General features: G+C 48.3%; 24 protein-coding genes and 2 tRNA genes. 20 read left to right on the forward strand and 6 right to left on the reverse strand.

Annotated features, from left to right (window positions below; translation table 11 throughout):
- Window positions 1-77 precede the first annotated feature (77 nt).
- Window positions 78-1859, forward strand: coding sequence for a Na/Pi cotransporter family protein (locus BN3911_RS12820; protein ID WP_066867889.1), 1782 nt, complete (start codon window positions 78-80; stop codon window positions 1857-1859).
- Between the two features lie 197 nt (window positions 1860-2056).
- On the opposite strand, the gene BN3911_RS12825 is transcribed toward BN3911_RS12820, so the two are convergent.
- Window positions 2057-2740 carry a DUF421 domain-containing protein gene (locus tag BN3911_RS12825; protein ID WP_066866280.1) on the reverse strand — a complete coding sequence of 228 codons (684 nt, stop codon included), beginning with the start codon at window positions 2738-2740 and terminating at the stop codon, window positions 2057-2059.
- 352 nt (window positions 2741-3092) lie between these two features.
- Between BN3911_RS12825 and BN3911_RS17015 the strand changes: the two genes are divergently transcribed.
- From BN3911_RS17015 to BN3911_RS12850, 5 genes are all read left to right on the forward strand, one after another.
- The gene (locus BN3911_RS17015) at window positions 3093-3275 is read left to right on the forward strand and encodes a ribbon-helix-helix protein, CopG family (RefSeq protein WP_082942273.1); all 183 of its coding nucleotides are present in this window, start codon (window positions 3093-3095) and stop codon (window positions 3273-3275) included.
- A gap of 190 nt (window positions 3276-3465) precedes the next feature.
- On the forward strand, window positions 3466-3846 hold the full coding sequence (locus tag BN3911_RS12835; protein WP_066866284.1) for a GntR family transcriptional regulator: 381 nt from the start codon (window positions 3466-3468) through the stop codon (window positions 3844-3846).
- Between the two features lie 314 nt (window positions 3847-4160).
- Window positions 4161-5033, forward strand: a complete 873-nt coding sequence (locus BN3911_RS12840) for an ABC transporter ATP-binding protein (protein WP_308211541.1) — start codon at window positions 4161-4163, stop codon at window positions 5031-5033.
- 4 nt (window positions 5034-5037) lie between these two features.
- Entirely contained in the window at window positions 5038-5679 is a 642-nt protein-coding gene (locus BN3911_RS12845) for an ABC-2 transporter permease (RefSeq protein WP_066866288.1), read from the forward strand.
- A gap of 100 nt (window positions 5680-5779) precedes the next feature.
- Window positions 5780-7492: a hypothetical protein gene (locus BN3911_RS12850; RefSeq protein ID WP_066866290.1), complete on the forward strand. Its 1713-nt coding sequence runs from the start codon at window positions 5780-5782 to the stop codon at window positions 7490-7492.
- A 63-nt stretch (window positions 7493-7555) separates the two neighbouring features.
- Here the strand turns inward: BN3911_RS12850 and BN3911_RS12855 are convergent, their stop codons facing one another.
- Entirely contained in the window at window positions 7556-8914 is a 1359-nt protein-coding gene (locus tag BN3911_RS12855; protein ID WP_066866292.1) for an MATE family efflux transporter, read from the reverse strand.
- A 197-nt stretch (window positions 8915-9111) separates the two neighbouring features.
- On the opposite strand from BN3911_RS12855, the gene BN3911_RS12860 reads away from it, so the two are divergent.
- The 7 genes from BN3911_RS12860 (at window position 9112) to BN3911_RS12890 (ending at window position 14265) form a co-directional block, all read left to right on the forward strand.
- Window positions 9112-9702, forward strand: a complete 591-nt coding sequence (locus BN3911_RS12860; protein WP_066866294.1) for a GNAT family N-acetyltransferase — start codon at window positions 9112-9114, stop codon at window positions 9700-9702.
- A 28-nt stretch (window positions 9703-9730) separates the two neighbouring features.
- On the forward strand, window positions 9731-10519 hold the full coding sequence (locus BN3911_RS12865; protein ID WP_082942275.1) for a class I SAM-dependent methyltransferase: 789 nt from the start codon (window positions 9731-9733) through the stop codon (window positions 10517-10519).
- 68 nt (window positions 10520-10587) lie between these two features.
- On the forward strand, window positions 10588-11061 hold the full coding sequence (locus tag BN3911_RS12870) for an LURP-one-related/scramblase family protein (protein WP_066866298.1): 474 nt from the start codon (window positions 10588-10590) through the stop codon (window positions 11059-11061).
- Window positions 11062-11108: 47 nt separating this feature from the next.
- Window positions 11109-11966, forward strand: a complete 858-nt coding sequence (locus BN3911_RS17645; protein ID WP_066866300.1) for a GNAT family N-acetyltransferase — start codon at window positions 11109-11111, stop codon at window positions 11964-11966.
- On the forward strand, window positions 11963-12484 hold the full coding sequence (dcd, locus tag BN3911_RS12880; protein WP_066866302.1) for a dCTP deaminase: 522 nt from the start codon (window positions 11963-11965) through the stop codon (window positions 12482-12484). Before BN3911_RS17645 ends, dcd begins: the two co-directional genes overlap by 4 nt.
- Window positions 12485-12490: 6 nt before the next feature.
- Window positions 12491-13396, forward strand: a complete 906-nt coding sequence (locus BN3911_RS12885) for an aminoglycoside phosphotransferase family protein (protein WP_066866304.1) — start codon at window positions 12491-12493, stop codon at window positions 13394-13396.
- Between the two features lie 2 nt (window positions 13397-13398).
- Entirely contained in the window at window positions 13399-14265 is an 867-nt protein-coding gene (locus tag BN3911_RS12890; RefSeq protein WP_066866305.1) for an EamA family transporter, read from the forward strand.
- Between the two features lie 87 nt (window positions 14266-14352).
- On the opposite strand, the gene BN3911_RS12895 is transcribed toward BN3911_RS12890, so the two are convergent.
- A complete protein-coding gene (locus tag BN3911_RS12895) occupies window positions 14353-14943 on the reverse strand; it encodes a pentapeptide repeat-containing protein (protein ID WP_066866307.1) in 591 nt (196 codons plus the stop codon).
- Window positions 14944-15003: 60 nt separating this feature from the next.
- A tRNA-Thr gene (locus tag BN3911_RS12900) sits at window positions 15004-15079 on the reverse strand.
- A 143-nt stretch (window positions 15080-15222) separates the two neighbouring features.
- Between BN3911_RS12900 and BN3911_RS12905 the strand changes: the two genes are divergently transcribed.
- From BN3911_RS12905 to csaB, 6 genes are all read left to right on the forward strand, one after another.
- Window positions 15223-16278, forward strand: coding sequence for a DnaD domain protein (locus BN3911_RS12905; protein ID WP_066866309.1), 1056 nt, complete (start codon window positions 15223-15225; stop codon window positions 16276-16278).
- Complete coding sequence (locus BN3911_RS12910) at window positions 16279-17271, forward strand: ATP-binding protein (RefSeq protein WP_066866311.1); 993 nt, start codon at window positions 16279-16281, stop codon at window positions 17269-17271.
- Between the two features lie 203 nt (window positions 17272-17474).
- Complete coding sequence (locus tag BN3911_RS12915) at window positions 17475-18251, forward strand: threonine/serine exporter family protein (RefSeq protein WP_066866313.1); 777 nt, start codon at window positions 17475-17477, stop codon at window positions 18249-18251.
- Window positions 18248-18730: a threonine/serine exporter family protein gene (locus BN3911_RS12920; protein ID WP_242871133.1), complete on the forward strand. Its 483-nt coding sequence runs from the start codon at window positions 18248-18250 to the stop codon at window positions 18728-18730. The genes BN3911_RS12915 and BN3911_RS12920 overlap by 4 nt, the downstream gene beginning before the upstream one ends.
- Window positions 18727-19842: an RluA family pseudouridine synthase gene (locus BN3911_RS12925; RefSeq protein WP_082942276.1), complete on the forward strand. Its 1116-nt coding sequence runs from the start codon at window positions 18727-18729 to the stop codon at window positions 19840-19842. The genes BN3911_RS12920 and BN3911_RS12925 overlap by 4 nt, the downstream gene beginning before the upstream one ends.
- Window positions 19839-22088 carry a polysaccharide pyruvyl transferase CsaB gene (gene csaB, locus BN3911_RS12930; RefSeq protein WP_066866315.1) on the forward strand — a complete coding sequence of 750 codons (2250 nt, stop codon included), beginning with the start codon at window positions 19839-19841 and terminating at the stop codon, window positions 22086-22088. Before BN3911_RS12925 ends, csaB begins: the two co-directional genes overlap by 4 nt.
- Before the next feature lie 75 nt (window positions 22089-22163).
- Here the strand turns inward: csaB and BN3911_RS12935 are convergent, their stop codons facing one another.
- Both BN3911_RS12935 and BN3911_RS12940 read right to left on the reverse strand, forming a co-directional pair.
- Entirely contained in the window at window positions 22164-23255 is a 1092-nt protein-coding gene (locus BN3911_RS12935) for a topoisomerase DNA-binding C4 zinc finger domain-containing protein (protein ID WP_066866317.1), read from the reverse strand.
- An 89-nt stretch (window positions 23256-23344) separates the two neighbouring features.
- Window positions 23345-24529, reverse strand: coding sequence for a hypothetical protein (locus tag BN3911_RS12940; protein ID WP_066866319.1), 1185 nt, complete (start codon window positions 24527-24529; stop codon window positions 23345-23347).
- 312 nt (window positions 24530-24841) lie between these two features.
- Here BN3911_RS12940 and BN3911_RS12945 point away from each other — a divergent pair.
- Window positions 24842-24917, forward strand: a tRNA-Pro gene (locus BN3911_RS12945).
- Window positions 24918-24982: the final 65 nt, after the last annotated feature.

Here is a 24982-nt window from a genome sequence, read left to right on the forward strand (position 1 = left end):
GTCAGATGTTCTATGGTAATATTATGATTGTTAAGGAAATGAAAAAAACAGGTAAAATTGAATCAGGGGATGTATTTGTGGATATCTTTTCTTTGTTCACGCTGTTTGGAGGGCTGGCATTTTTCCTTTATGGAATGCATGTAATGTCAAGCGGTCTTGAGAAGATGGTGGGAGGGAAGCTGGAACGCATCCTGAAATCCATGACTTCCAACAAGTTTAAAAGCCTTGCTTTGGGCGCTGTGATCACCATTGCTATTCAGTCCTCTTCCGCCATGACCGTCATGTTGGTAGGCCTCGTCAACTCCGGCATTATGCAGCTGGAACAGACGGTGGGCGTTATCATGGGTTCCAATGTCGGCACCACGCTTACCGCCTGGATTTTAAGTGCAGCCGGCATTCAGGGGGACAATGTGTTTATGCGTCTCCTAAAACCGGAATCCTTTGCCCCAATCATCGCGTTGGTCGGCATTGTGCTTATCCTCTCTTCCAAAGAGGGGAAAAAGAAAGACGCAGGTTCGATTCTGGTGGGTTTTTCCATTCTGATGACAGGTATGACCTTCATGAGCGATTCGGTAAGTCCGCTGGCGGACATGCCTGTTTTCAAGGATATTTTGGTCATGTTCCAGAATCCCTTGGCAGGTATTCTTCTGGGAGCCATCGTGACGGGTATCATCCAGAGTTCAGCCGCATCAGTCGGCATTCTGCAGTCTCTTTCCATGACGGGGAGCATCACTTTTGGGATGGCGATCCCCATCATCATGGGACAAAATATCGGCACCTGTGTCACGTCGCTAATCTCCAGTATCGGCACGAATAAGAATGCAAAACGCGTGACTGCTGTGCATGTCTATTTCAATGTGCTTGGCACCGTCATCTGCCTTTCGGGCTTCTACGCTCTCAATGCGTTCTTCCATTTCGATTTTATCGACCAGCCTATATCCACCGTCGGCATCGCTGTAGTACACAGCCTCTTCAACGTCCTCACCACGCTGATCCTGCTGCCCTTTTCCAAGCAGCTGGAAAAGCTGGCCAAAATTACCATTCGGGAAAAAAGCACAAAAGAAGAGCTTTTGGACGACAGACTTCTGCTCTCGCCTTCTTTTGCCATTGCCGAATGCCGTAACTTGACAGTAAAGATGGCGAAAACAGCCCGCGATTCCATGTTGACCGGTATCGGCCTGATTACAGATTATGACGCTAAAACAGCGGACCTCCTCACCCAACGGGAAGAAGAGATTGACCTCTATGAGGACAAGCTGGGTACCTATCTGGTTAAACTGAGCAGCAAAAGCCTATCCCACAGCGACAGCAACGAGGTTTCCGAGCTGCTACATGCAATCGGCGACTTTGAACGGATCGGCGACCATGCCGTCAATATTCTGCGCGTTGCCACAGAAATTCACGATAAGGGCTTGGCTTTCTCAGAGGATGCACAGAATGAGCTCAAAGTGCTGACGCAGGCAATCGTTGACATTTTAAACCTAACCGTAGACGCATTTGAAAAAGACGATTCTGCACTCGCTTCCCGTGTAGAACCTTTGGAACAGGTGATTGACGGCTTGAAACTGGAACTGAAAAACCGTCATATCCGCCGTCTGCAAAACGGACAGTGCACAATTGAACTGGGGTTTGTTCTTTCCGACATCCTGACGAACTACGAACGTGTTTCAGACCATTGTTCCAATGTGGCTGTTTGTATTATTCAGATTAAGGATTCTGTAATGGATACCCACGGATACTTAAACGAAATTAAAACTGCCGGCGGACAGGATTATACGGATGCATTTAATCTCTACCAAAAGCAGTATCAGCTGCCTGTTTCCCATCAACAGGAATTGGCGGAAGTTTCCGTACCCTAAAGTAAAAAAGAATAGATTGCAAAGACGCCCTGAAACCTGATGAATCAGCAGGTTTCAGGGCGTCTTCCATTCTATATAAACGGTTGATCGAAGGACTCCGGCAAAAAGCAAACGATATAGTTTGGCTGTACAGGAGAATCATGCGATATACTTTCCCGGACGGCCTAAATTTTGAAGTGCCTTTTCTATATAATTAACTATTTACCTTCTTTCATGGCAAAACAGCTGAGCTTCCCGGCTTGGCTAACCGAAGCCAGAAAAACCTCCTCCGGATTCTTGTAGCCCATCTGCCGCAGCTGCTCCCTCAGCCATTGGGGATCCTTTCCCGCAAGGCTCAATTCCCGCTCCATAACCTTTCCGTCCACGATCACATTAAACGGCAGGGTTTCCTTTTTTACCGGCAGCTTCATGTCATCGGGCGTAGCAGGCCGATATAAGCTTTTCGGAAGAAAACTCACGTTTCCGTTCTGTTCAAAAATGGCGGTTTCAATCTGGCTTAAATCATAGAAACCGGCTATGCGGGCCATTGCCAGCAGTTCATTCACGTCCAATCTCGCTTTCTTCATCTTGGCTTTACTCAGCCGTCCGTTTGTCATGAGGATGATAGGCTTTCCTGCAAAGAATGCCCTTGCTTTATTGGATTTCGTGCTGATATAAGAAATGAGCACCGCCACAATACCATAGATGATCATAGCCGTGGCAGGCTGAACCGGATCTTCCAAATCCGTGGCCAGCTCCGCCGCTATCGAACCAATTGTAATGCCAATGATGTAGTCAAACATACTGAGCTGAGAAATCTGTTTATTTCCCATTATCTTTGTCAAGATAAAAAGGATAACCAGCGAAACCACGCTGGAAATCAGAATTTGTAGCAGTACCATAGAGAAACCTCCACTTCGTGCGGATTTTTAACTATGGTACGTCATTTTCTTCTTTTTATTCCCGACTACCGCTCCAATCCTGTATCCTGTCATAACAACAGTCTATCGCATTTGACAGGATCTTTTTTGCAGCTTCTGCATGGACTTCGCCAGATTTACATAATTCCGTTTCCGCCTGCCTCGCTGCATCAAACAGGACCTGAAACAGTTCATGGTATCCATCCATTTCCTTCATCCCTTTTCTCCATTAGAATTGATTTTCAATTCAAATTAAATTTGTTATGAATACTATCTATATAGTAGAACAAATTATAAAATAATGCAAGAAGAAGATTGAAGGGACTGACCAACCATGGGAACCTTTCTTCCTAAACCTTATAGACGGCAGCAGGTAACCATCCGGCTGACCAGTGATAACCTGCAGAAGATTGATGAGTATGCGGAACGCTTGGGCCTGACCCGGAGTGAATTTATCGACCAATGTGTTGCTTTTGCTCTTGCCCATATGGATGAATCCAAACTGAAAGATGTATAGCATGTAGGCTGGCTTGAAAGCGAGAAAGTATTTTTGATACTTTTTCGCTTTTTTTCTGCCTGTACGTACCCGCATTTGCAGTTCGGTTTCTCCCATAACTTTTTTGCTTTCCCACTTGACTTATCGAGAATATTGTATATAATCAATATATACGATATTTCATCTGCAGAAGACTATATCGAGGTAAACTATGGATATTATTCTCAGCAATCAAAGTGGAAAACCCATTTATGAACAAATCTGCGAGCAGATCAAATCCCTGATTATTTCCGGGAAGTTATCGGAAGGGGACGCCCTTCCCTCCATGCGTCTGCTCGCAAAGGAACTGCGCATTAGTGTAATCACCACCAAACGGGCTTATGAAGAGCTGGAACGGGAAGGCTTTCTCTATTCTGTCCCTGGAAAGGGAAGCTTTGTGGCCGGCAAGAACATGGAGTTTGTTCGGGAAGAACAACTGCGGAAGTTGGAGGAACATCTCAATAAAGCAGTAGAAATTGCACGGATGTGCGGCATGTCTCAAAAGGAACTTTGCACTACAATCGCCATTCTATTTGAGGAAAACCAAGGCTGAATCCTTCAGCCTTGCCAGCTTGTCGAAAAAGGCCGTTTCGCCAAGCTGGGGAATTTTGCTAAGTAACTTTGTGTCTTAAAAATATCCATTTTCCTGCAAAATTTCTCTGAATCAACGCGGAAGAGGGACCCTGATGGTCCCCTTCCACACCTTTCCCCCTTCCGAACGGGGTGGATTTTCGGTTTATCGATAGCCTTAACCAAGGCTGAATCCTTCAGCCTTGCAGCTTTGTTTTTCGGCCATACAGAATTCGGTGTTCCAAGGCGGAGCAAAGGCTCCGCTGATGCCGGAAAATTTTGGCCGGAGAAAGGAAGATGATCACGACAATGAAAAATGCCATTGACCTCCGGGGCCTCCGGAAAGAGTATAAGGGCTTTACCCTGGACAACATCAGTCTTTCCCTTCCCATGGGATGTATCATGGGTTTTATCGGAGAAAACGGCGCCGGTAAGAGTACGACGATCAAGGCCATGCTGGGCCTGATCGGAAAGGACAGCGGGGAGGTACTGCTTTTGGGAAAGGATCCGCTGAAAGACCGCACTGTGATGGAAGATATTGGCCTGGTGCTGGATTCCGGCTTTTTCCCTCCGGAAATGAATGCAAAAGCCCTGGGAACCGCCCTGTCCTCTATTTATCGAAACTGGGATTCTGCGGCATTCCAGGCGTTTCTCAGCCGCTTTGAGATTGATCCTGCCAAAAAGGTAAAGGAATACTCACGGGGTATGGTCATGAAGCTTTCCCTGACAGCCGCTCTATCCCATAAAGCGAAGCTGCTAATCCTGGACGAGGCTACCAGTGGTTTGGACCCTATTGTACGGGATGATATCCTCGACCTCCTGTTCGAATTCATTGAGGACGAGCAACACAGCGTCTTCCTCTCTTCCCATATCACCGATGATCTGGAAAAAATCGCAGACTATGTCGCCTTCCTGCACAAGGGAAAGCTGGTGCTCTCCGCAGAAAAGGACCTCCTGCTGGACAGTTTCGGAATCCTGAAATGTTCAGAAGCGGAGCTGCAGTCACTTTCTCCAACATCTGTCACCGGAATGCGCAAAAGCGAATTTGGCGTCACTGCGCTGGTAAAGAAATATGAGTTGCCAGCCCGCTATCAGGTTGAACCCGCTTCCCTGGAGGATATCATGCTTTACAGCATCAAGGGGAAAAGGCAAGGAAAGGAAGGTCTGTAAACACATGAAAGGTTTGCTATATAAGGATTTTGCCAGCACAAAAAGGGAAACATGTATCTGTGCCTTGATGTGCGTGATCTTTCTGGCCTTTGCTGTTGTGACGGGATCTCAAAGTGTTTTAGCCCCCACGATTGGCATAATGATTGCTTTTGGAGCCATGTCCCCCACCTATTCCCTTCAATATGATAAGACTTCCGGCTGGAACCGCTTTATTTCTGCATCCCCCATTTCCCGGAACAAAGTTATCTTCTCCAAGTATGTCTTCGGCCTGGTTGACGCCGCCGTCTTCACTCTGCTGACCATGCTGGCCAATGTCCTCACGGGAAACGCGTTGTCCTATCTCTGGCTGTCAGCCGTCCTGCTCCTGATCTTGGCTCTCCAAGCCATCATGCTGCCGGTTTGCCTGAAATTGGGTCAGAATGCCGTAGCCGTTATCTTTATGCTTCTGGTCTTTGTCCCCATTGGAATTGGAGCAGTACTTTATAAGACCGGTATCATCGACAAGGCCTTCCTGGATTCCATTTCAGCGGCCGCTGCCGCCGCCTCCCCTGTTTTGCTGTTTGGAATGCTCGCAGTTGCCGCTGCATTGCTCTATGTGATTTCCTACTTACTTTCCTGCCGGTTTTTTCAGAAACAGGAATTTTAATACTCCCTTTCGCCATACTTTGCTTGTGCCTGATGCCTCCGCGTGGTATAATGCCCCTATTGACCGGTAATCGATCCGGATAAAGGAGAAATAAAGTATTATGTCAAAAAAGAAGGATGAAAAAAAAGGCAGCAGGGCAAAGCGCCATATGATCGCCATTGTCCTTACGCTGATTGCGTTCGTTGTGTATGACTATGTCATGCTGCCCGCCTACAACATTCAGTCCACGGAAACCTGGTTTACGGTGTGCGCCGTACTGTTCGTGTTCGGCCTGTTAGAGCTTATCCTCAATGCGGGGCTGAAGTTGGAGGCCGCCGCCTCCCAAGGCTCTGAGATGCGGGGCGCGGTTGGCAGCTTTACCATTGTGACCGATTCCCAATCCGGCAAAAAAAGCCTTGGAAAGTATTTTATTTACGCAGCTGCAGCTGTTGCTGTAGTGGGCGTGGTAGGTTCCTTCTTTTCTTCCGAGTTGTTCCATGCAAAGCGATACGCTTCCATCGCCGGCGATATTGAAACCAGAAATTTCATTGAGGACACCCCTCCTTCAGAAACCATCTCAGACATCGCTCTTATGGACACAGACAGCGCCCGCATTATCGGCGCCAGGGCGCTGGGCTCGCTCAATGAACTTGTAAGCCAGTTTGAAATCAACGAGTCTCTTTATACGCAGATCAATCTTGGGGGTAAACCCATGAAGGTTACCCCCCTGGAATATGCTGATTTCTTCCGCTGGTGGGCCAACCAGGGCACAGGAATTCCTGGATACATCGCTGTGGATCCCGTAGCAAATACCAGCAAATACGTGGAACTGCAGCAGCCCATGCAGTATGCGGAATCCGCCTATTTCAGCAAGGATCTGCGCCGGCACCTCCGGTTCCGGTACCGTACCGCTATGTTCGGCAAGAGTTACTTTGAAATCAGCGAGGACGGCACGCCCTACTATGTCACCGCAGTGCTGAAAAAGGATGTGTTCCTGTTTGGCGGAACCACTGTGAAAGGCGCTGTGATCCTCAACGCGATTACCGGAGACACCGAGTATTACGACGTAGACGATATTCCCAACTGGGTGGACATTGTCTATGACGGAGACCTGCTGACCCAGCTCTACGATTGGTACGGTGAACTTTCCGGCGGATTCTTCAACAGCGTTTTTGCCAAAAAAGACTGCAAGCATGTCACGGCGGATTTCGGTTACAAAATGTTCGACGACGACGTCTGGGTCTTCACAGGCGTCACCAGCGTCGCCTCCGACCAATCGAATATCGGCTTTGTGCTGATGAACTCCCGTACCGGAGAGATCCGCTACTATGGGATTCCCGGGGCAGAAGAATACTCCGTCATGCGTTCTGCAGAAGGTGAAGTACAAAATTTGGGATACACAGCCTCCTTCCCCTCCGTTATCAATGTAGAGGGCCAGCCCACCTATATCATGACCCTCAAGGACAAGGGAAGTCTGGTCAAACAGTATGCGTTGATCCATGTGGAACGGTATAATATCGTCGTTACTGCGACCACGCAAAGGGAAGTTATGGCCAAGTATAAAAATGCTCTGGCCGAAAACGGAATATTGGAAGGCTCCGGTGTTCCCGCAGAGGATTCCACCATGGAGACCGTGACCGTGGACGATATCAAATACCTCGTGCAGGACGGCAATTCCTATGCCTATCTGATTTCCGGAAAGAAGATTTACAAGGTGGACTGTGCAGAATTTGAGACAATTGTGCTGGTACAGCCCGGTGACAGAGTTAAGCTTTCCGCCGCCGAGGAGGACAATGGTATTCAAGTCGTCATTGACTTTACCCCCATGGGTTGAAAAGCATAGAAAGGGCTGGAGAGCGGCTTTGAACTGCTCTCCAGCCCTTCATTTATGTACAAGTCAAATCTTCTTAATCCATTTCTTACTGCCGAGCCGGAACACACACCAGACAGCTTTGATAAATTGATCAATCTTCAGGAAGGTATAAATCCAAAACGCGGGCAGATGCCATACAAGGCCCGCCAGATAGCCGAGAGGAATGGAGGCGATCCACAGAAACAGGATATCCGCAAGCATCAAGAATTTTGTATCCCCGCCGCCCCGCAGTACGCCTTTTGTGAGAATAGAGTTCATGGATTGAAAGATGACGATCACGCCCACAGCCAGCATCAGCTGTTCGGCAATGGCTTTGGTTTCCCCCGTCACATTGTAGCAATTGATCACAGGCCAGCTGAGAATCATAATAAGGCCGCCCGCCAAGACGCCTATCACGGTACCGAGCCCCAGGAAAGTGACGCCCTGCCGCTGTGCCCTTTCTGTGTCCCCCGCGCCAAGGGTATGGCCAGTGATAATGGAACTGGCGTTGGAGATCCCCTGGATAAACACTGTGCTCAGCTGCTGCACCACCATAGTAATGGCGTTTGCTGATACAAACTCCTTGCCGATCCGGCCCATCACCATTGCCACAGCGCTGTTCCCGAAGGCCAGCAGCCCATCGCTCACAAGCACGGGGATGCTGATACGCAGGTAATCTTTCAGGAGATCGCCGCATTTCATCAGTATCATTTTGACGCGATAGCTTACTTTTTTGTCAAAGAAAAGAAAATAGCCGCAGATAAAGAGGAACTCAAAGGTACGTGAGATCAGCGTTCCCACGGCCGCGCCTGCCACCTCCATGCGGGGCGCCCCCAGTTTGCCGAAGATAAAGACCCAGTTAAAAAAAATATTGATAAAAAACGCTATCACGGAACACAGCAGGGGCAGCTTCACCTGGCCCACGCTCCGCAGAACGATTGTAGTGGTCAGAGAGAAACCCAACAGCCAATAGCAGGGTACGGACCAGCGGAAATAACTGACGCCTGCTCGAATGACCTCCTCGTCTGAGGTGTAAATCCGCATCAAGGCGTCTGGCGCTATTATGGTTGCAGCTGTAAACAAAAGCCCAAAGACGAAGCAGAGCCTGTACATGATGGTGATTGTCTTGCGCAGGGAATCCTTGTCCTGCATCCCCCAAAAACGGGAGGTGAGCACCGACGCGCCCATCCCAATTCCCATACAGCAGATATGGAAAATGTTGATAAACTGGTTTGCCAGGGAAGACGCTGAAAGCGCCACCTCCCCCATACTGCCCAGCATGATGGTGTCCATCATGTTGACCCCGATTGTAATCAGGCTTTGCAGGGAGATTGGGATGGCGATTACCGCCACCGTTTTATAAAACTCCCTGTCTCCCAAATAAGGACGTATTCTTTCCTTCATTGACAAACTACTCAATCCTTCACAAAAAGTTTCAATTGCAACAAATTAATTTTACCTGATTTTTCTCTTGATGGCAAGAACAATCCAGTTGCAAATGCAATTATTTTTTACATTGTACTTTCCGAGTCAGTATCGTATAATAAAAAAACAAAGTAGTTTATGGAAAGCAGCATAAATTTTCTGAAGGGAAAAAGAAAATGAATATTGAGATTCGCAGACTTACTCCCGACCTCGCGGAGGATTACGCCCGCTTCTTTGATGTGACGCCCCACAACGTGAACACCAATAGCGGTAAATGCTATTGCGTAACTTGGCGCAGCGATGATTCCTATGTTGGGAACGGCGACCATTGGTTTCCGACTTGTGAAGAAAGAAGGGAGCGCGCCATTCAATTTGTCAGTACCGGTAGTCTGCAGGGCTACCTCGCATATTGCGGCGACGAGATCGTGGGCTGGTGCAACGCAAATGGGAATTGCCGGTACTGCATCGATTATCTGCGTTCTTATTGGCCCATAGAGGAATACCATGCGGGCATCAGAATTAAATCCGTATTCTGCTTTGTAATTGCACCGAAGATGCAAAGAAAGGGCATTGCCACGCAATTGTTGGAGCGTGTCTGCAAAGATGCAGTCAACGATGGTTATGATTTAGTCGAGGCCTACGTCGATAAGATACTCAATGATACAGATGAAGATTTCAGAGGATATCTGGCAATGTATGAAAAATGCGGTTTTACCAAATACGCTGAACGAGAAGGCAGAGTAGTTGTACGGAAAGTTTTAAAATAGTCAATCGTTTCTTTAAAGCGGGGATTTCATGATGGCCAAAAACAAAGATAAAATTTTGATGCAATATAGTTCCGGAAAAGAACGTGGCAGGCCGACCAGCGATAGAAATACAAGTCTTGAGTTTCATTACACGAAAAAGCACTTAGAGGGTTTTGTAAAACCCGATGACAAGGTGCTTGAAGTAGGCTGCGGAACTGGGTATTACGGCTTATATTTTGCTGATAAATGCAGCGCGTATCATGGGATAGACATTGTTCCGATTCATATAGAGTTATTTGAACGTGCTATTAAAGATAGAGGATATGCAAATGTAACCTGTGAACTCGGGGATGCAACTAATCTGGATACTATCAGCGACAGCAGTTATGACGTTGTTTTGTGTTTGGGTCCTTTGTATCATCTTCCACAGCATGAGCGGGAATTCGTCTTTAGCGAGTGCAAAAGAGTATGCAAAGACGGCGGCATCCTCGCTTTTTCTTACATTAACAAAATTGGCGTATATGCAGGCGCCTGCATTTATGACAGTACCCACTATCCAAATGAAACCGCCAATGAGTTGGTACTTTTAAAAGGCGAAGATGATCTGAGACCCGATACATTTTTTTATACTACTCCGGAAGAAATAAAACGGCTTGCTCAAAAGCATGGATTATCTGTCATAAAGAATTTGGGAACAGACTTTTTTATCGCTCTTGGGATAGTAAATACTATGACAGATGAACAGTTCGAGATCATGCGGCCTTTGTATGACCAAATGACAACCCATGAAAGCTGCACAGGCATGAGTAACCATGCCCTGATCTTGTGTAAAAAATGAACGTTTTGTTCCTTCCGTTTGTATCAATGCTCCGAATACTCTCAAAAGAAAGGAACGTGACCTGTGTTATGCAGCTTTTGTTTAAACAGCGCTTTTTTTCCTGGTTTGACAGCTATGACATCTTCGATGAGACCGGAGCCGTTGCTTTCACCGTTAAGGGAAAGCTTTCCTGGGGACACTGCCTTGAAATCTATGACCGAACCGGTTTCCATGTCGGCACTGTAAAGGAGGAAGTGCTCACCTTTCTCCCGCGATTCGCCCTTTATCAACAGGGGCAATATTTAGGGCAGATCAAGAAAGAGTTCACCTTTTTTCGTCCCTCCTATACGCTGGATTGCAACGGCTGGCAAGTGAACGGGGATCTGTTTGCCTGGGATTACACAGTGACCGATCCTGCCGGAAATCTGATCATGCAGGCGTCAAAGCAGCTGTTCCAATGGACGGATACCTATGTGATCGACGTGGTGAACCCTGCCGACGCTTTACTTTCTCTGATGATTGTTTTGGCTATCGACGCCGCAAATTGTTCGCAGGGAAACTGAGTTTAAGTCCCATTCGCAGGCAACGTTAAGACTAAGGAGGAATTGTTTTGAAATGCAAGCTGTACCAGACCCCGCAGGATTTTTTAGAGGATAACAGAGGTTTTCTGCTGAAGTATGAGGCTGCCGTGCAGCTGAACATGGGAAATGCGCAGTCCCATAGCGGAGAGGCCTGCCACCCCGGCCTGCTGTTCGGCCGCTACGAAGAACAGGGAGAGCCCCTCCTTCTCTTCGGCAACACGCTGCCCTGGAACTTATGTCTGAACGCTGTCCCCGGAGAGACACACGCCCCAGCCGCTGCGACAGAGCTGGCGAAGCATTTGAAGCAAAGCGGCATTGTGATCCACGGTCTTAACGCCCGGAAAGATTTATGCGAAGCCTTCCTTCCCGCCTATGGCGGAACCTTTCACATGAGGACAGGCATGGATGTTATGGTGCTGGAGGTACTCATTGAACCTCCCCGGGCGCCCGGCCATGTCCGAAAGGCAGTGCCCGCCGATCTGGGTATGTTAACAGAGTGGGGGCTTGCTTTTCAGCGGGAAGCAGTCCATGAAAGCCCGTCTGAGAAAGAAATTCAGGAAAAATTCTCTCAATATGTGGAAAAAGAGACAGTTTATCTGTTCGAGCAACCGGACGGAACTGCCGTCTCTCTGGCGGCTTCCAACCGTGCGCTGCCTCATGGGGCCGGTATTTCCTGGGTCTATACTCCCCCGGAACATCGGGGACATGGCTATGCGCAGTGCACAGTGGCAGAAATTTGCCGGGAAAAGCTGGCGGAGGGAAAAAAATACTGTACTCTGTTTGTAGATAAAGCAAATCCCATATCCAACAAGATTTATCAGAAAATCGGCTTTCAAATTCTGGAGGATTGTTTTGACTACAAACTGAATGAGGAGGATGGAGTATGATACTTTCCGGAAAAGAAATTGAAAAACACATGGGGAAAGAGATTGTCATCGAGCCTTATGACCCCAAACGCCTGAATCCCAACAGCTATAACTTGTCCCTCCATCACGAGCTGCTGGTCTATGAAAACAGGCAGCTTGATATGAAGATGCCCAACCCAGTCAAAAAACTGATTATTCCGAAGGATGGCCTTCTTTTGGAACCAGGCAGGCTGTATTTGGGACGTACCAACGAATTCACAAAAACTGATCGCTTTGTTCCCATGCTGGAAGGGCGTTCTTCCATCGGCAGACTGGGGCTGTTTATCCATGTCACCGCCGGATTCGGCGATGTGGGTTTCGCCGGATTCTGGACCCTGGAAATCTTCTGCGTACAGCCTATCCGCATTTACGCCGGCGTGGAAATCTGCCAAATCTATTATCACGACATCCACGGCGAATATGAACGGTACAGCAGCGGTAAATATCAAAACAATACTGGAATTCAGCCAAGCCTTTTGTATCAGGATTTTAAAGAGTAGGTCCTTATGAAACAATTCTTTCATGGCAAGATTGAAAATTGGTCCGACTGGGGCTGTGTGTTCCAGTCCATACCAGCCTTTGATGGATTGATCCGGGAAATTTTCCGGCGCGAGGCTCTTCCCTGTTCCGGGATTTCAAATTTAACGCCCGGCACAAACGCAGTTTTTCGTGTGGGAGATTATGTGATAAAAATATTTTTCCCGATGGAATCCGGGCTCGATCCTCTCCCAGACTTCCAGAATGAAGCCGCCGTTTGCGGCCGTTTGGCAGACCTGGACGTTCCCATGCCCCGACTCGTTGCTCAAGGAGAAATTCAGGATAGCTATCATTTCTACTATCTCATTTCTGAATATTTTCGGGGACAGGAAGCAGGAAATTTTCTGTCCACTGCTTCCCGTGAACAAAAATTGGATTTCATTCAGCAGCTCCAGAGGCTATTGCAGCTGCTGAACCGTCCCGCCGACGGCTTAATTGCCCCTGTGGATCTTCTAGACCGGGCGGTTAACAATCCGCGGCTGGACAAACTGCCTTCCTCTTTGGCAAAGGAAATGAGGCAGCGTGCCCGCAGCCTGCTTCTTTCCCCTAGAGTGCTGGTGCACGGTGATTTAACAGGAGAAAATCTGCTGGTGGACCGAAACGGCCGTCTGGCTGTGATCGACTGTGCCGACGCCTGTCTTGCGCCTTCCTGGTACGAGTTGGCGCCTCTTGTCATCGAACTGTTCCGCTGCGACGCCGAATTGCTCCGCGCCTTTTCCGAAGGGAATCCTCTGCCTTTTTTGAAACAGACGCTCGACTCTCTGTGCCTGCATGATTTTGGAGCCAGCCTGCTGCTGGAACTTCAAAAACGGGAAAAGATCAAATTCACCCATCTGGAAGAAGTAGAAAAATTTCTATTGGGGAGGGTTTCTTAATGATGTGGATCCTTTTTGCGTTCGGTTCCGCCTTTTTCGCAGGACTTACCGCAATCCTTGCGAAAATCGGTATCCGGAACATGGACTCCGATTTGGCTACCGCCCTCAGAACCGGGGTTGTTCTTATTTTTGCCTGGCTGATGGCCTTTCTCACTGCCGGTGTCCCAAATTTTTCTTCGATTGAACCGAAGACGCTTCTCTTTCTTGTGCTGTCCGGTATTTCCACCGGGGCCTCCTGGATCTGCTACTTCAAGGCGCTGCAACTGGGCGATGTGAACAAAGTGACGCCAATCGACAAGAGCAGCATCTTGCTGACGATGCTGCTGGCCTTTCTCTTTCTGGGAGAACCGCTCAATTGGGGAAAGGCTCTCTGCATGGTTTTAATCGGCGCCGGTACCTTCCTGATGATTGAAAAGAAACGGAACACAGAGGAACCGAAAGCGGGGAAACACGGTTGGATGTTCTATGCGGTTCTTTCCGCCGTCTTTGCCGCGCTGACCACCATCCTGGGAAAAATCGGCATCGAACACATCGATTCCAACCTGGGTACGGCGATCCGAACCATCTTCGTGCTGCTCATGGCCTGGATCATCGTATTCACCCGAGGGAAACAAAAAGGGATCCGGCAGATCGATACGAAAAGCTGGTTCTTTCTGATCTTTTCCGGCGTTGCCACAGGCCTGTCCTGGCTCTGTTATTACCGGGCGCTGCAGACTGGCCAGGCTTCTCTGGTAGCTCCCATTGACAAGTTGAGTATCCTGTTTACTGTGGCGTTTTCCTGGTTGTTCCTCAAGGAAAAGCTCACCTGGAAATCTGCCGCAGGGTTGGTACTTATTGTGGCAGGCACCTTGCTTCTGCTTGTTTTTTAGTTTCCCAGTCAGACTGCAAACTGCCAAAAGAGGATAGGAAAAGACAAGATTCTTTTCCTATCCTCTTCTTAACTGTTTCTCACACGCTCAGTCCTCAATCACGATACCCAACGCAGCCAGCAGATTTACCGCCTCAGGAAGTGAAAATTTTGCTTTCTGCGCTCTGTTATTGGTCAGAGAAAAGCAATAATCTGCAGCCCCTCTAAAATCCGCTGCTGACAAATTATTTTGTGAAAAGGACGAACCCTTTAATAAGGCTTCCCGAAAACTGCTCTCTGAGAGATCGCATTCGTCAAAATAGCTGCCGGCCAGATCACAGCCGGTAAAATCAAATTTTCTCAGGTTCAATCGATAAAACACACTGTGACGAACCGTGCAGCGTTCCAAAAGATCAAAGGGCAGAAAGCCCATTTCCCGCTTTTTCTCCTCTAATAGATCTGACCAATTGACTCCCGTTAAAGAACAAGCACGAAAGGTGTTGCCCAATGCCTCTGTATTTTTTATGTGGAGCCCAGAAAACCGGCATTTGATGAAAACGCAGCCGCTGAACAGGCAGCCTTTCAGCAAAAGCTCCTGAAATTTGCAGTTTTCAAAGATACAGTCTTCGAAAACGCACTTCTCAACGCTCTGATCTTCCAATATCAGTTCCTGAAATTCTTCTCCGATATACTCTTTCATCAAAGCTTCCTCCGCCAGAATACCAAAAGAGGCCTTTCAAGATCATCCTTGAAAGGCCTCTGGAGCTGGTGAGCGGACTTGAACCGCTGACCTGCTGATTACGAATCAGCTGCTCTACCAACTGAGCCACACCAGCACAAAGCAATCATACTTTTTTGACCGCTTCGTTATTATACTAAAAAAAAAACTGCTAGTCAAGGCAAAGTTACACTTTTTTAATATTTGAATCTATGCTACAATAGCCAGTGGATATTTTACGAAAAGAAACGGGTTTTGAATATGGGATATCAACTGAATTTGGGAGACTGGAATGCAATTTTTGCCGTACCCAGTGTTTTGGTGGACAGGCACCTGAAATTGGCCGGCAAAGAGCAGCTTCAGGTGATTTTGTGGATTCTCCGGCACACAGGAGAGCCCTTTACTCCGGAAACGCTCTCCTCTGCTTTGGGGATTAGTATAGATAGCGCGCTGGATGCGCTCGATTATTGGACAGACTGCGGCCTGCTTGCCGCAAACGGGGAGCAGCTGCATCCTCCTGTTTCAAAACTCCAAGAAGCTGACGTTACCAAGGCTGCTGCCCCGTCCGTTCCCGCAGTGCCTCTGAAGCGTGAGTCGGCAGCTGTGGAACCGGCAATACCAGAAAATCTTGCCAAGGAAACAGTCAAGACACCTGCTTTACAAAAACCGAAAAGGCTTGTCAAGCCGGATGGTCTTTATCTGGCCACCAGGATGAAGGAATCTGATGAAATCCGTTTTCTCATGCAGGAAGCGGAGATCACATTGGGAAAAACCATTTCCCCCGCTCTTTCCTCTACCCTGCTTTCTCTTTGCGATGATTACGGCCTCCCGGTTGAAGTGATCGTCATGATCCTTCACTATGCCAAAGATGTGGGAAAAACAGGAACCGCTTACATTGAATCCGTAGCCCGGGACTGGGCGCAGAGCAACATTTTCACACTGGAGGCCGCTGAAGAAAAGCTGCAGGAGCTCAGTGAGCGCAGGCTGGCTTGGGGACGGGTGGAATCCGCTGCGGGGCTTTCCCGCCGTTCGCCCAGCAAGAAAGAGGAAGATGCCGCCTTCCGTTGGGTGAAGGAATGGAAGTTTTCCCAGGAAATGCTGTCCGGCGCCTATGAGCGCTGCGTGGACAACCTGGGAAAATTCCACATCGGTTATATGAACAAAATTCTTGAACGCTGGCACAAAACAGGCTTCACCTCAATGGCCCAGGTTACAGCAGACGAACAGTTTAGAAAAAATGAAGAGGAAAACAAGAAAAGCTACGATATCGACGAACTGGAACGCATGAGTTTCTTTGACCCGCCGGAGGATTTATAAATGGGATACGGAAAAAGAATTTACGAGGAAGCTTGTGCAGAGCTGGCCCGCAGAAAAACGCGGGCGGAGCAGACCGCCGAGATGGGCCTGCAGAATTTCTACCGCCAATGCCCCAGGGCAAGGGAAATACGAGAAGAAATGGCGGTGAATTCAGCCAGGGCTGCTAAAACGGTGATCAGCGGCGGAGACGTACGGCGGGAACTGGAAAAGTTGAAGGCGACCGGCCTGGCCCTGAAAGCAGAATTTTCCGCTTTGCTTTCCCAAAATGGTTTTACAGAGCGGGAGATCACGCCGCAGTATATCTGCGAAAAATGCCGTGACACAGGTTTTCAGGACGGCAGGATGTGCAGCTGCCTGAAAGCGCTGCAGCGGCAGATGGCCTATGAAAAGCTTTGTATGGATGTACCTCTCTCCGAAAGCACCTTTGACTCCTTTTCATTGGAATATTACAAGGAAGACGAACGAACCTATCAGCAGATGAGTAACATTCTCCGTGTCTGCAAGGAATATGCAGGAAAATTCCGGGCCGACTCATCCAACCTCTTCTTCAAGGGCGGCACCGGCCTTGGAAAAACCCATCTTTCCCTGGCCATTGCGAATGCCGCCGTCCAAAAAGGGTACGGCGTCATCTACGGTTCCGCGCAAACCTTTGCCGTGGCGTTGGAAAAGGAACGGTTTGACAGAACGGATCTGGATGGCGCTGGAGACACCAATTCCCAGCTCATCGCCTGCGATTTGCTTATTCTGGACGACCTGGGTATGGAATTTCCTTCAGCGTATGTCAACGCTGCGCTTTACAATGTCATCGACACCAGAATGTTGGCGAAACGTCCTACCATCATCAGCACAAACCTGACGCTGAAGGAGTTGGAAAAACGGTACGGGGAACGCTTTGTTTCCCGCATCACCGGAAATTACGGCATGCTGGAATTCATTGGAAGCGATATCCGCAGACAGAAGCGAATGCAGCGAAAAAACAAAAAACAGCTTTGAACTCGAAGGCAGCAAGGCTGGATTTCAAGAGACATGGGCTGCCGGTACGAAACACAGACGAGGTAATCCCATGCCTCTGACTTGCAGGCATTCTTTAAGACGGTACGCAGGCAGACACTATGAGGAAATGTTAGGCCCGTTTTTTGCAGCTGATAAAATATTTCTTGCGCAAATGAAACCCTCGGAACGGAGACTGATCGGTCATGAGCGACAACAACAGCATTCTGGAGCTCTCTTTCGCCATGGGAGAAACGCTCCTGGTGAACGGAGCGGAAATATCCCGTGTCCAGGAGACGATGGAGCGGGTGGCAAAATCCTTTCACGCAGACGCCTTTAACGTTTATGTGATTTCCAACGCCATCTTCGCAAATGGTGTGGAAAATGGAGTAAAGCACACCACTCAGCTCAAACATTTTCCCAATACGGCCATACATTTTGGACGGATCTCCGCTGTCAACCAGCTCTCCCGCGAAATAGCTGCCGGGAAACACAGTGTGAAAGAGTCCTTCCGGATCCTGGAGAATATCAAGGGGCTCCCCTATTCTCCCCTGCCGCTGGCGGTTTTGGCCTGTGGTGTAGGAAGTGCCGCCTTCAGTTATTTGTTTGGAGGCAGCCCCTTTGATGCGCTCACCGCATTTCTCTGCGGCCTTGTTCTGGAGCTTTATCTGCATTTCACCTCCACGCACAGCCTCTCCAAATTTTTAACCAATCTCTCGGCCAGCGCTTTTGTAACGCTTTGCAGTGTGCTGCTTGTGCTGTGTGGATTGGGAAACAATATCGACAAGGTTATCATCGGCTCCATCATCCGGCTTGTGCCAGGGGTGGCTCTGACCACTTCCATTCGGGATTTCTTCAACGGCGATTATCTCAGCGGTACCATCCGTATGATCGACGCCGTGCTGGTAGGCGGCTGCATCGCCGTTGGCGTAGGCGTAGTCATCCGGCTGATGTCTATCATAACAGGAGGTATGCCTCTGTGATTTCTTGGTCTGTCTTACTCAATTGGCTCTTCCAGACCGGCGTTGCCTTTATCGCTACGATCGCCTTTGCCATTATCTTCCACACGCCGAGAAAAGAATATGTATTCGCCGGGATTACTGGAGGGGCCGGCTGGCTGGTCTACCTGGCCTCCATGGGCTTCGGGGCAGATACTGTAATCGCCTCCTTTTTCGCCTCAGTAGCCCTTGCCTGGCTTTCCCGGATTTTCTCTTTTGCACGCAGGGAACCTGTTACCATCTTTTTGATCTGCGGCATCTTCCCCATTGTCCCCGGCGCCGGAATCTATTACACTGGCTATCATTTCTTTATGAGCGATAATTCCCTGGCCCTGAGCAAGGGCTTGGAAACCATAAAAATAGCCATCGCCATCGCTCTGGGCATCGGTATCGTCCTCTCCCTGCCCCGGTTCTTTTTTACTTTACGGCGAACAACGGCTTGCAAGAAAGGAGCGTCCTCTTGAAAACCGTAGTCATAGCAGAAAATGACGCCAATCAGCGATTGGATAAATTTCTGACGAAATCCTATCCCAACCTTCCGCAGTCAATGCTTTACAAAAGTATCAGAAAAAAGGATATTAAACTGAACGGGAAGCGGTGTGAAATTTCCACACGCCTTCAGCCAGGCGATGTGCTGAATCTTTATTTGAAGGACGAATTTTTCCAAAAAGACGAACGGGAACACGATTTTATCAAGGCGCCCAACAAGCTCAATATTCTCTATGAAGACGGGAACCTGATGCTTCTCGATAAAAAACCCGGCCTGATTGTCCATCCGGACGAAAACTATCATTTTGATTCCCTGATCGCCAGGGTAAAGCATTATCTCTATGAAAAAGGCGAATACCTTCCGGAAGAAGAAAGTTCCTTTGCTCCGGCGCTCATCAACCGGATTGACAGAAACACCGGCGGTATCGTGATGGCTGCCAAAAACGCTGAGACTCTTCGGATTATGAACGAAAAAGTAAAAAAGCGGGAGATGCATAAGCTCTATCTCTGCGTGGTATGCGGTCATTTGTCGGAAAAAGAGGGATTGCTCACGGGATATCTGGAAAAGAATGAGGCGCAGAACCGGGTCTATATCAGCAAAAAACCGACAGAAAATGCAAAAAGCATCCGAACTAAGTATCGTGTTCTGGAAGAACGAACCGAATCTTCCCTGTTGGAAGTAGAGCTGCTCACCGGACGGACCCATCAAATACGCGCCCACTTCGCTTCCATTGGCCATCCTCTGGCCGGGGACGGGAAATACGGCAAAAACTACGTAAATAAAAAAGCTGGGTATCCCTATCAGGCGCTCTACTCCTACCGGCTGATTTTTGATTTTACCTCGGACGCTGGAATTCTCAACTACCTCAACGGAATGGAATTTACCGCACAGGATGTGTGGTTTCTGGAAAAATTCCGCTCTCTTCCTCTTTTGGAACCAAGGGAATCAACGGCAGAACCGCGCCAAAAAAGCCCCCTCGGCAAATCCGTTTTTCCGGCTAACGAGAAAGCTGAATGCCGGACAGTTTCCGAGAGCCCAGGCTCCCAATCATCTCGGTCCGGAGAAAGGAAGAAAAATAGAACATGAGAGTGATTCATTTGATCGGCGGCGGCGATACAGGAGGCGCCAAAACTCACGTACTCAACCTTCTGAAAGAGCTCAACCGGTATATTGATGCACGGCTGGTCTGCTTTCGCAAGGGAGAGTTTTCTGAAGATGCGGAAAATATGGGAATCCCCATTGACGTCATAGAATCCGGAAATCCTATTGTGGGTTTGAGGGAACTGAAAAAATTGATCGGCAATCAAAAGATTGATATTATACACTGCCATGGCGCCCGCGGAAATCTGATGGGAAACCTTATCAAAAAATATGTGCACGCCCCTGTAGTAACTACAGTGCACAGCGATTACCGGTTGGACTACCTTGGGCGGCCCGTTGCCAGGCTCTCTTACGGTACCACCAATATGCTGGCCTTACGCAGAGTCAATTATTATATCGGTGTTTCCGATCCCATGACCGACATCTTGATCGAACGCGATTTCCCCGCTGATCGAATCTATACCATCTATAACGGCATTGACTTTAAAACGCCAATCCGCACAATGAGCCGGGAGGAATACTTTCAATCCCTTCAGTTTCCCGTGGAAGACGGCGACGTGGTTGCCGGGATTGCCGCCCGACTTTCCCCGGTAAAAGATATTCCCACCCTGCTGCGGGCCATGAAGCTTGCAGCTGAACAGAACCCGCACCTGAAGCTTGTGGTGGCGGGAGACGGCGAGGACCGGCAGAAGCTGCTGGACATGGCTCAGGACTTAGGCATCTCCCAGCGGGTCTGTTTTGCTGGCTGGGTCAGCGACATCAATTCCTTCTACCATGCTATCGACATCAACCTTCTCACCTCTATCTCCGAGACCTTCCCCTACGCTTTGACGGAAGGAGCCCGCATGAAACGGCCTACCATCGCCTCCAGGGTAGGCGGCGTTCCAGTGCTGATTGATGACGGAAAAAATGGTTTTATCTTTGAGCCGGGCAATGAAGCAGAGCTGGCAAAACACCTAGTTACCTTAGGAAGCAGCCAGGAGCTGCGCAGAAAAATGGGTGAGCTTCTCTATGAAAAGGCCTCCAGAGACTTTTCCATCGACCGTATGGTGGAGCATCAGCTGGAAATCTATGAGAGTATTCTCAGGCGCAGCGCCAGGCGGGAAGAAAAGAAGCAGGCTGGCCTGCGGGACGGAACAATCGTCTGCGGCGCATACGGCCACGGGAACGCCGGAGACGACGCAATCCTGAAATCAATCATTCAATCCGTCAAACAAATTGACGAATATATGCCTATAACGGTGCTTGCCAAAAACACCCAGAGCATCAAAAAAAGGTACCGGGTAAATTCTGTCTATACCTTCAATCTGTTTGGCATGATACGTGCCATGCGCCACTCCCACCTCTATATCAACGGCGGCGGTACCCTCATTCAAAACGCCACCAGTTACCGGAGCCTGTGGTACTATTTGTTCACCTTGCGTATGGCTAAATTTTTAGGAAATAAAGTGGACATGTATGGTTGTGGCATCGGCCCCGTGTCTGGCGAGAGAAACATCCGCCTGGTGAAAAGGGTTCTGGACCGCTCAGTGGATACCATCACGCTGCGGGAAAAGGATTCTGTTCAGGAGTTGAAAAGCTTCGGCGTTCAGAAGCCGGATATCATCCTCAGTTCTGATCCTGCTCTGATTCTGGCTCCTGCTCCCGATGAGGACGCAAGGCTCTATTTGGAACGGCACGGACTCTCTCCCGACGGGAAGTATCTGTGCTTTATGCTGCGTACTTGGTATGGCTTCTCCGAAAGGGCGCAGGCCTTTGCCGCCTGCGCCGACTATGCTTTCGAAGTCTATGGCCTAAAACCTGTATTTCTCTCTTTGAATATCTTTCATGACACGGAAGCAGCGAAGCAGGTCTGCGGGCATATGAGAAACCCGGCGGTGATTTTGGACGACCGTGCTGAGCCGGAGCTATTGATATCTGTGTTGGCGCATATGAGCGCCGTGATCTCCATGCGACTGCACGGGTTGATTTTTTCTTCCGTCAGCGGCGTACCTCTGGTTGGAGTCTCTTATGACCCAAAGATCGGCTCCTTTCTCGATTACCTGCACTGTGGAACCTGCCTTGATCTGGAAGACGTCACTGCAGAAAAGCTGATGCAAGCCACAGACAGTGCAGTCTCTCTTATCCCGGAACGGGAACAGCTCAAGGCAAACGCTAACCGGCTCAAATCCATGGAGCGAAAAAATATTGAAGCAGTGGAACGTCTGCTGCGTAGCGAAACAAAACAATAAATAATACAAAATCAAGATAATCAACAAAAATTATGACACCCAGTGGCACCCCAGCCACTGGGTGGTTTCGTCTCTTTATTCCCGCTCCATAACTGCATCAACGATGAGCTGCCACTCCTTCTCCGGCAGCAATTTCATATCTGTGATATGTTCCGCAACATAATTTCCTATTTTTCCCGCCTCTGCCTCTTTCAGCAGGTTGTCAAACATACCGCTGAGAGACATCTGACTGCCCTGCAGGCTGCCGCAATGAGGACAGGTATTGGCCATGTAAGAGAAGCCTGCTTTTTTACTATACCTCATCTGAATATTCTTATACTTTTGAGAGAGATAGGCATCCAGCGTGTCCGCCACAGACAGCCTGACAACGCTCAAATCGTAAAGCTTTGAAAACACTGGATCAGCCAGATAAAAATCTATCTGCGGAAAATAGCTGTGAAGCTTAATCATCCTGCCGCATTTCCAGCATACATGGCTGTCCTCGTAGATGTCAATCCCCTTTTGCTGCAAAATCATATAAGACAATCCGGCAATCGTCTTCGTATTTCTGCAGTCAGGATAATTACTACAGCCAAAGAAAGGACCGTATTTACTGTATCTGTGTACATAATAACCGCCGCAAGCCTCACAGTGTGTATTCAGCCGCTGTTTTCTCCGACTTGTCCTTTCCTGAGGAGGGATACCCGGATTGTTCTCTGGATGCAGAATGCCTTCAAGTGTCTCTTTGAATTCATCCCGCGAACAAATCGGCTGCAGAGATACGACAGCTGCACCTTTTGAAGAAGCTTTCCCTATTCCAAATCGGTTGCAATAGATTTCATGCTCTCCTTCCAACAGAAAATCCAGCGGTTTTTCCACACTGATGTATTCGCATCCATCCCTCTGCTGTATTCGAAGATACCCGGCTCTTTCCAGATCCTTGAGACAGCTGCTGATAACCTGCGAATAGCCATGGTCCGGTTTGTCATAGATACCGTCGTAAACGGCGTAGCTCATCCTCCGCACATCAAGCGACTGTTTCGGGATAGCAACCTTGAAATCACCTCCGCAAGCCTGGTAGATCAGATAATAGGTACGCACTACAAATTCAGTGTAGTTTCCTGTCGGATTCTGCCTCTGCGCCTGGAAATACGCTTTTCTACCCTCATTTCGCCTATTTGATCTCATCAAATGCCTCCCCTATTTGCAAATTTCATGCCGTCATTCTTACATCCCTACTGCAAACAGCTTTTCTACGCCCTCTAAACGACCGAATTTTAAGAGCCCCCTGCACAGATATTACAGGGATCCCCATGCCCGGAATTTTTAGCTTCTGAAACGGAACCAGACAAAATCGTTTTGGATCGGGAAAGCGTAGGGCAGCTTTCCCGGCTGTGATAAGATTTCCCTTTCGGCGTCCAATACACGATTCCGTACCCGGTATTTTCCTCAGTAGAGCGCTGTTCCTCCAGTTCTGCAAGCTTCCTGGCTTCCTCTGCTTGGCGTTCCGCCTCCGCCTTATCCGCTTTTAACGTATTTATGACGCCGACGGCCGCTGTCAGTATGCCATAGCGCTGTACTTTTTTCTTTGCGCTTTCCGGAAGCCTCGAATAGGCCGAGTAAACCCTCATCACTGCTTCTTCTTTTTCCAACGTGACTTCCCCAATAGAAAGAATCAATTGATCAAGCTCGTCCGCACTGAGGCAAAAATCCAACTCCTCTTCAGCCTCTTCCAATACAGCCAGATTTGTTACAAACTGCTTTGCTTCATCGTTTAAAGCATCGTATGCCATTCGGCATTGTTCAATCAGCTGTGCTTTCTCCAGTGTTACTTCCCCGACAGCATCCACCTGATCTGCAACCGCTTCTGCCTGTTTTTGATAGGATGCTTCTATCTTTTTAATTTCATTTTCAGCCCTTACGAGATTGCTTTCAAGGGTGACATACTGAAGAGCTCTGTCCGAAAGGGCATTATACGCCGTTCTGCACTCCTCTACTGAGGATTTATCTGAATACGACAGTTGATTTAAATCCAACTGCCCAATTAATTGATCAACACACTCAGCATCCTCCTTCAGCTCCGCAATTAATGACTTATCTTCTACTTTCACAAGTACCGTGGCGTTAACTCCATTCTTTTGTACTTGGCGAATTTGTATTTGAGCCGTCCCTTCCAAGTCAAAAGACACCAGTTTGCATGTTAACTTGTCCGTTTCGTCCGGTATAACAGACAGCACATCCGGATCTGAACTGATATATTCCACTTTCCCATATTTGCACCGTTCAGGATCCGCATGGAACTTTAGATTGTCTTCAGAATGAATATCCATTACGAGAGAAGTTTGATCTGTATAAAAAGATTGTACAGTGGGCAATGCAGATTGATAAAACACAACACCAAGCAACGACACTAAAACAATCCCAGCTATTAAGAAAATTAAGTTTTTCTTCTCCCTTTTCATTGAAAAAACCGACTTTCATATTTATTTTCACCATAATTATATCTTATTGGTTAATAATGTCAAGATTTTTACAATACGTCCTCTGGAACTCATGTCATCCTCCTAACATTCATACATAATACATAGCAACTCCTTATAGTAATTTCTCCTTTGATTTGAGTTTCTGCACTCTTGCATCTGGGATATCACTGCAAGGATTGCGTCATTTTGATTATGCTCCACCACCGGATCTCTCAAAATTCAAAACATCAAAAAAAACCGAAAAAAGGGGTTGCTTTTTTCGAAAAGATCAGATATAATATAACACGTTGTCCGGGTGTGGCGCAGTTGGTAGCGCGCTTGACTGGGGGTCAAGAGGCCGTGAGTTCAAGTCTCGCCACTCGGACCAAATAGAGCTTTTTCGGCCTTTTCGGCTGGGAAAGCTCTATTCGTTTTAAATGCGAAACTTGATAG

Source organism: Neglectibacter timonensis (assembly GCF_900048895.1).
Lineage (GTDB): Bacteria > Bacillota > Clostridia > Oscillospirales > Acutalibacteraceae > Acutalibacter > Acutalibacter timonensis.

Coding starts and splice junctions, on each gene's coding strand:
- BN3911_RS12825 (WP_066866280.1), bottom strand. CDS start 2,740: ATGGTACTGCTACAAATTCTGATTTCCAGCGTGGTTTCGCTGGTTATC.
- BN3911_RS17015 (WP_082942273.1), top strand. CDS start 3,093: ATGGGAACCTTTCTTCCTAAACCTTATAGACGGCAGCAGGTAACCATC.
- BN3911_RS12835 (WP_066866284.1), top strand. CDS start 3,466: ATGGATATTATTCTCAGCAATCAAAGTGGAAAACCCATTTATGAACAA.
- BN3911_RS12840 (WP_308211541.1), top strand. CDS start 4,161: ATGATCACGACAATGAAAAATGCCATTGACCTCCGGGGCCTCCGGAAA.
- BN3911_RS12845 (WP_066866288.1), top strand. CDS start 5,038: ATGAAAGGTTTGCTATATAAGGATTTTGCCAGCACAAAAAGGGAAACA.
- BN3911_RS12850 (WP_066866290.1), top strand. CDS start 5,780: ATGTCAAAAAAGAAGGATGAAAAAAAAGGCAGCAGGGCAAAGCGCCAT.
- BN3911_RS12855 (WP_066866292.1), bottom strand. CDS start 8,914: ATGAAGGAAAGAATACGTCCTTATTTGGGAGACAGGGAGTTTTATAAA.
- BN3911_RS12860 (WP_066866294.1), top strand. CDS start 9,112: ATGAATATTGAGATTCGCAGACTTACTCCCGACCTCGCGGAGGATTAC.
- BN3911_RS12865 (WP_082942275.1), top strand. CDS start 9,731: ATGATGGCCAAAAACAAAGATAAAATTTTGATGCAATATAGTTCCGGA.
- BN3911_RS12870 (WP_066866298.1), top strand. CDS start 10,588: ATGCAGCTTTTGTTTAAACAGCGCTTTTTTTCCTGGTTTGACAGCTAT.
- dcd (WP_066866302.1), top strand. CDS start 11,963: ATGATACTTTCCGGAAAAGAAATTGAAAAACACATGGGGAAAGAGATT.
- BN3911_RS12885 (WP_066866304.1), top strand. CDS start 12,491: ATGAAACAATTCTTTCATGGCAAGATTGAAAATTGGTCCGACTGGGGC.
- BN3911_RS12890 (WP_066866305.1), top strand. CDS start 13,399: ATGTGGATCCTTTTTGCGTTCGGTTCCGCCTTTTTCGCAGGACTTACC.
- BN3911_RS12895 (WP_066866307.1), bottom strand. CDS start 14,943: ATGAAAGAGTATATCGGAGAAGAATTTCAGGAACTGATATTGGAAGAT.
- BN3911_RS12905 (WP_066866309.1), top strand. CDS start 15,223: ATGGGATATCAACTGAATTTGGGAGACTGGAATGCAATTTTTGCCGTA.
- BN3911_RS12910 (WP_066866311.1), top strand. CDS start 16,279: ATGGGATACGGAAAAAGAATTTACGAGGAAGCTTGTGCAGAGCTGGCC.
- BN3911_RS12915 (WP_066866313.1), top strand. CDS start 17,475: ATGAGCGACAACAACAGCATTCTGGAGCTCTCTTTCGCCATGGGAGAA.
- csaB (WP_066866315.1), top strand. CDS start 19,839: ATGAGAGTGATTCATTTGATCGGCGGCGGCGATACAGGAGGCGCCAAA.
- BN3911_RS12935 (WP_066866317.1), bottom strand. CDS start 23,255: ATGAGATCAAATAGGCGAAATGAGGGTAGAAAAGCGTATTTCCAGGCG.
- BN3911_RS12940 (WP_066866319.1), bottom strand. CDS start 24,529: ATGAAAAGGGAGAAGAAAAACTTAATTTTCTTAATAGCTGGGATTGTT.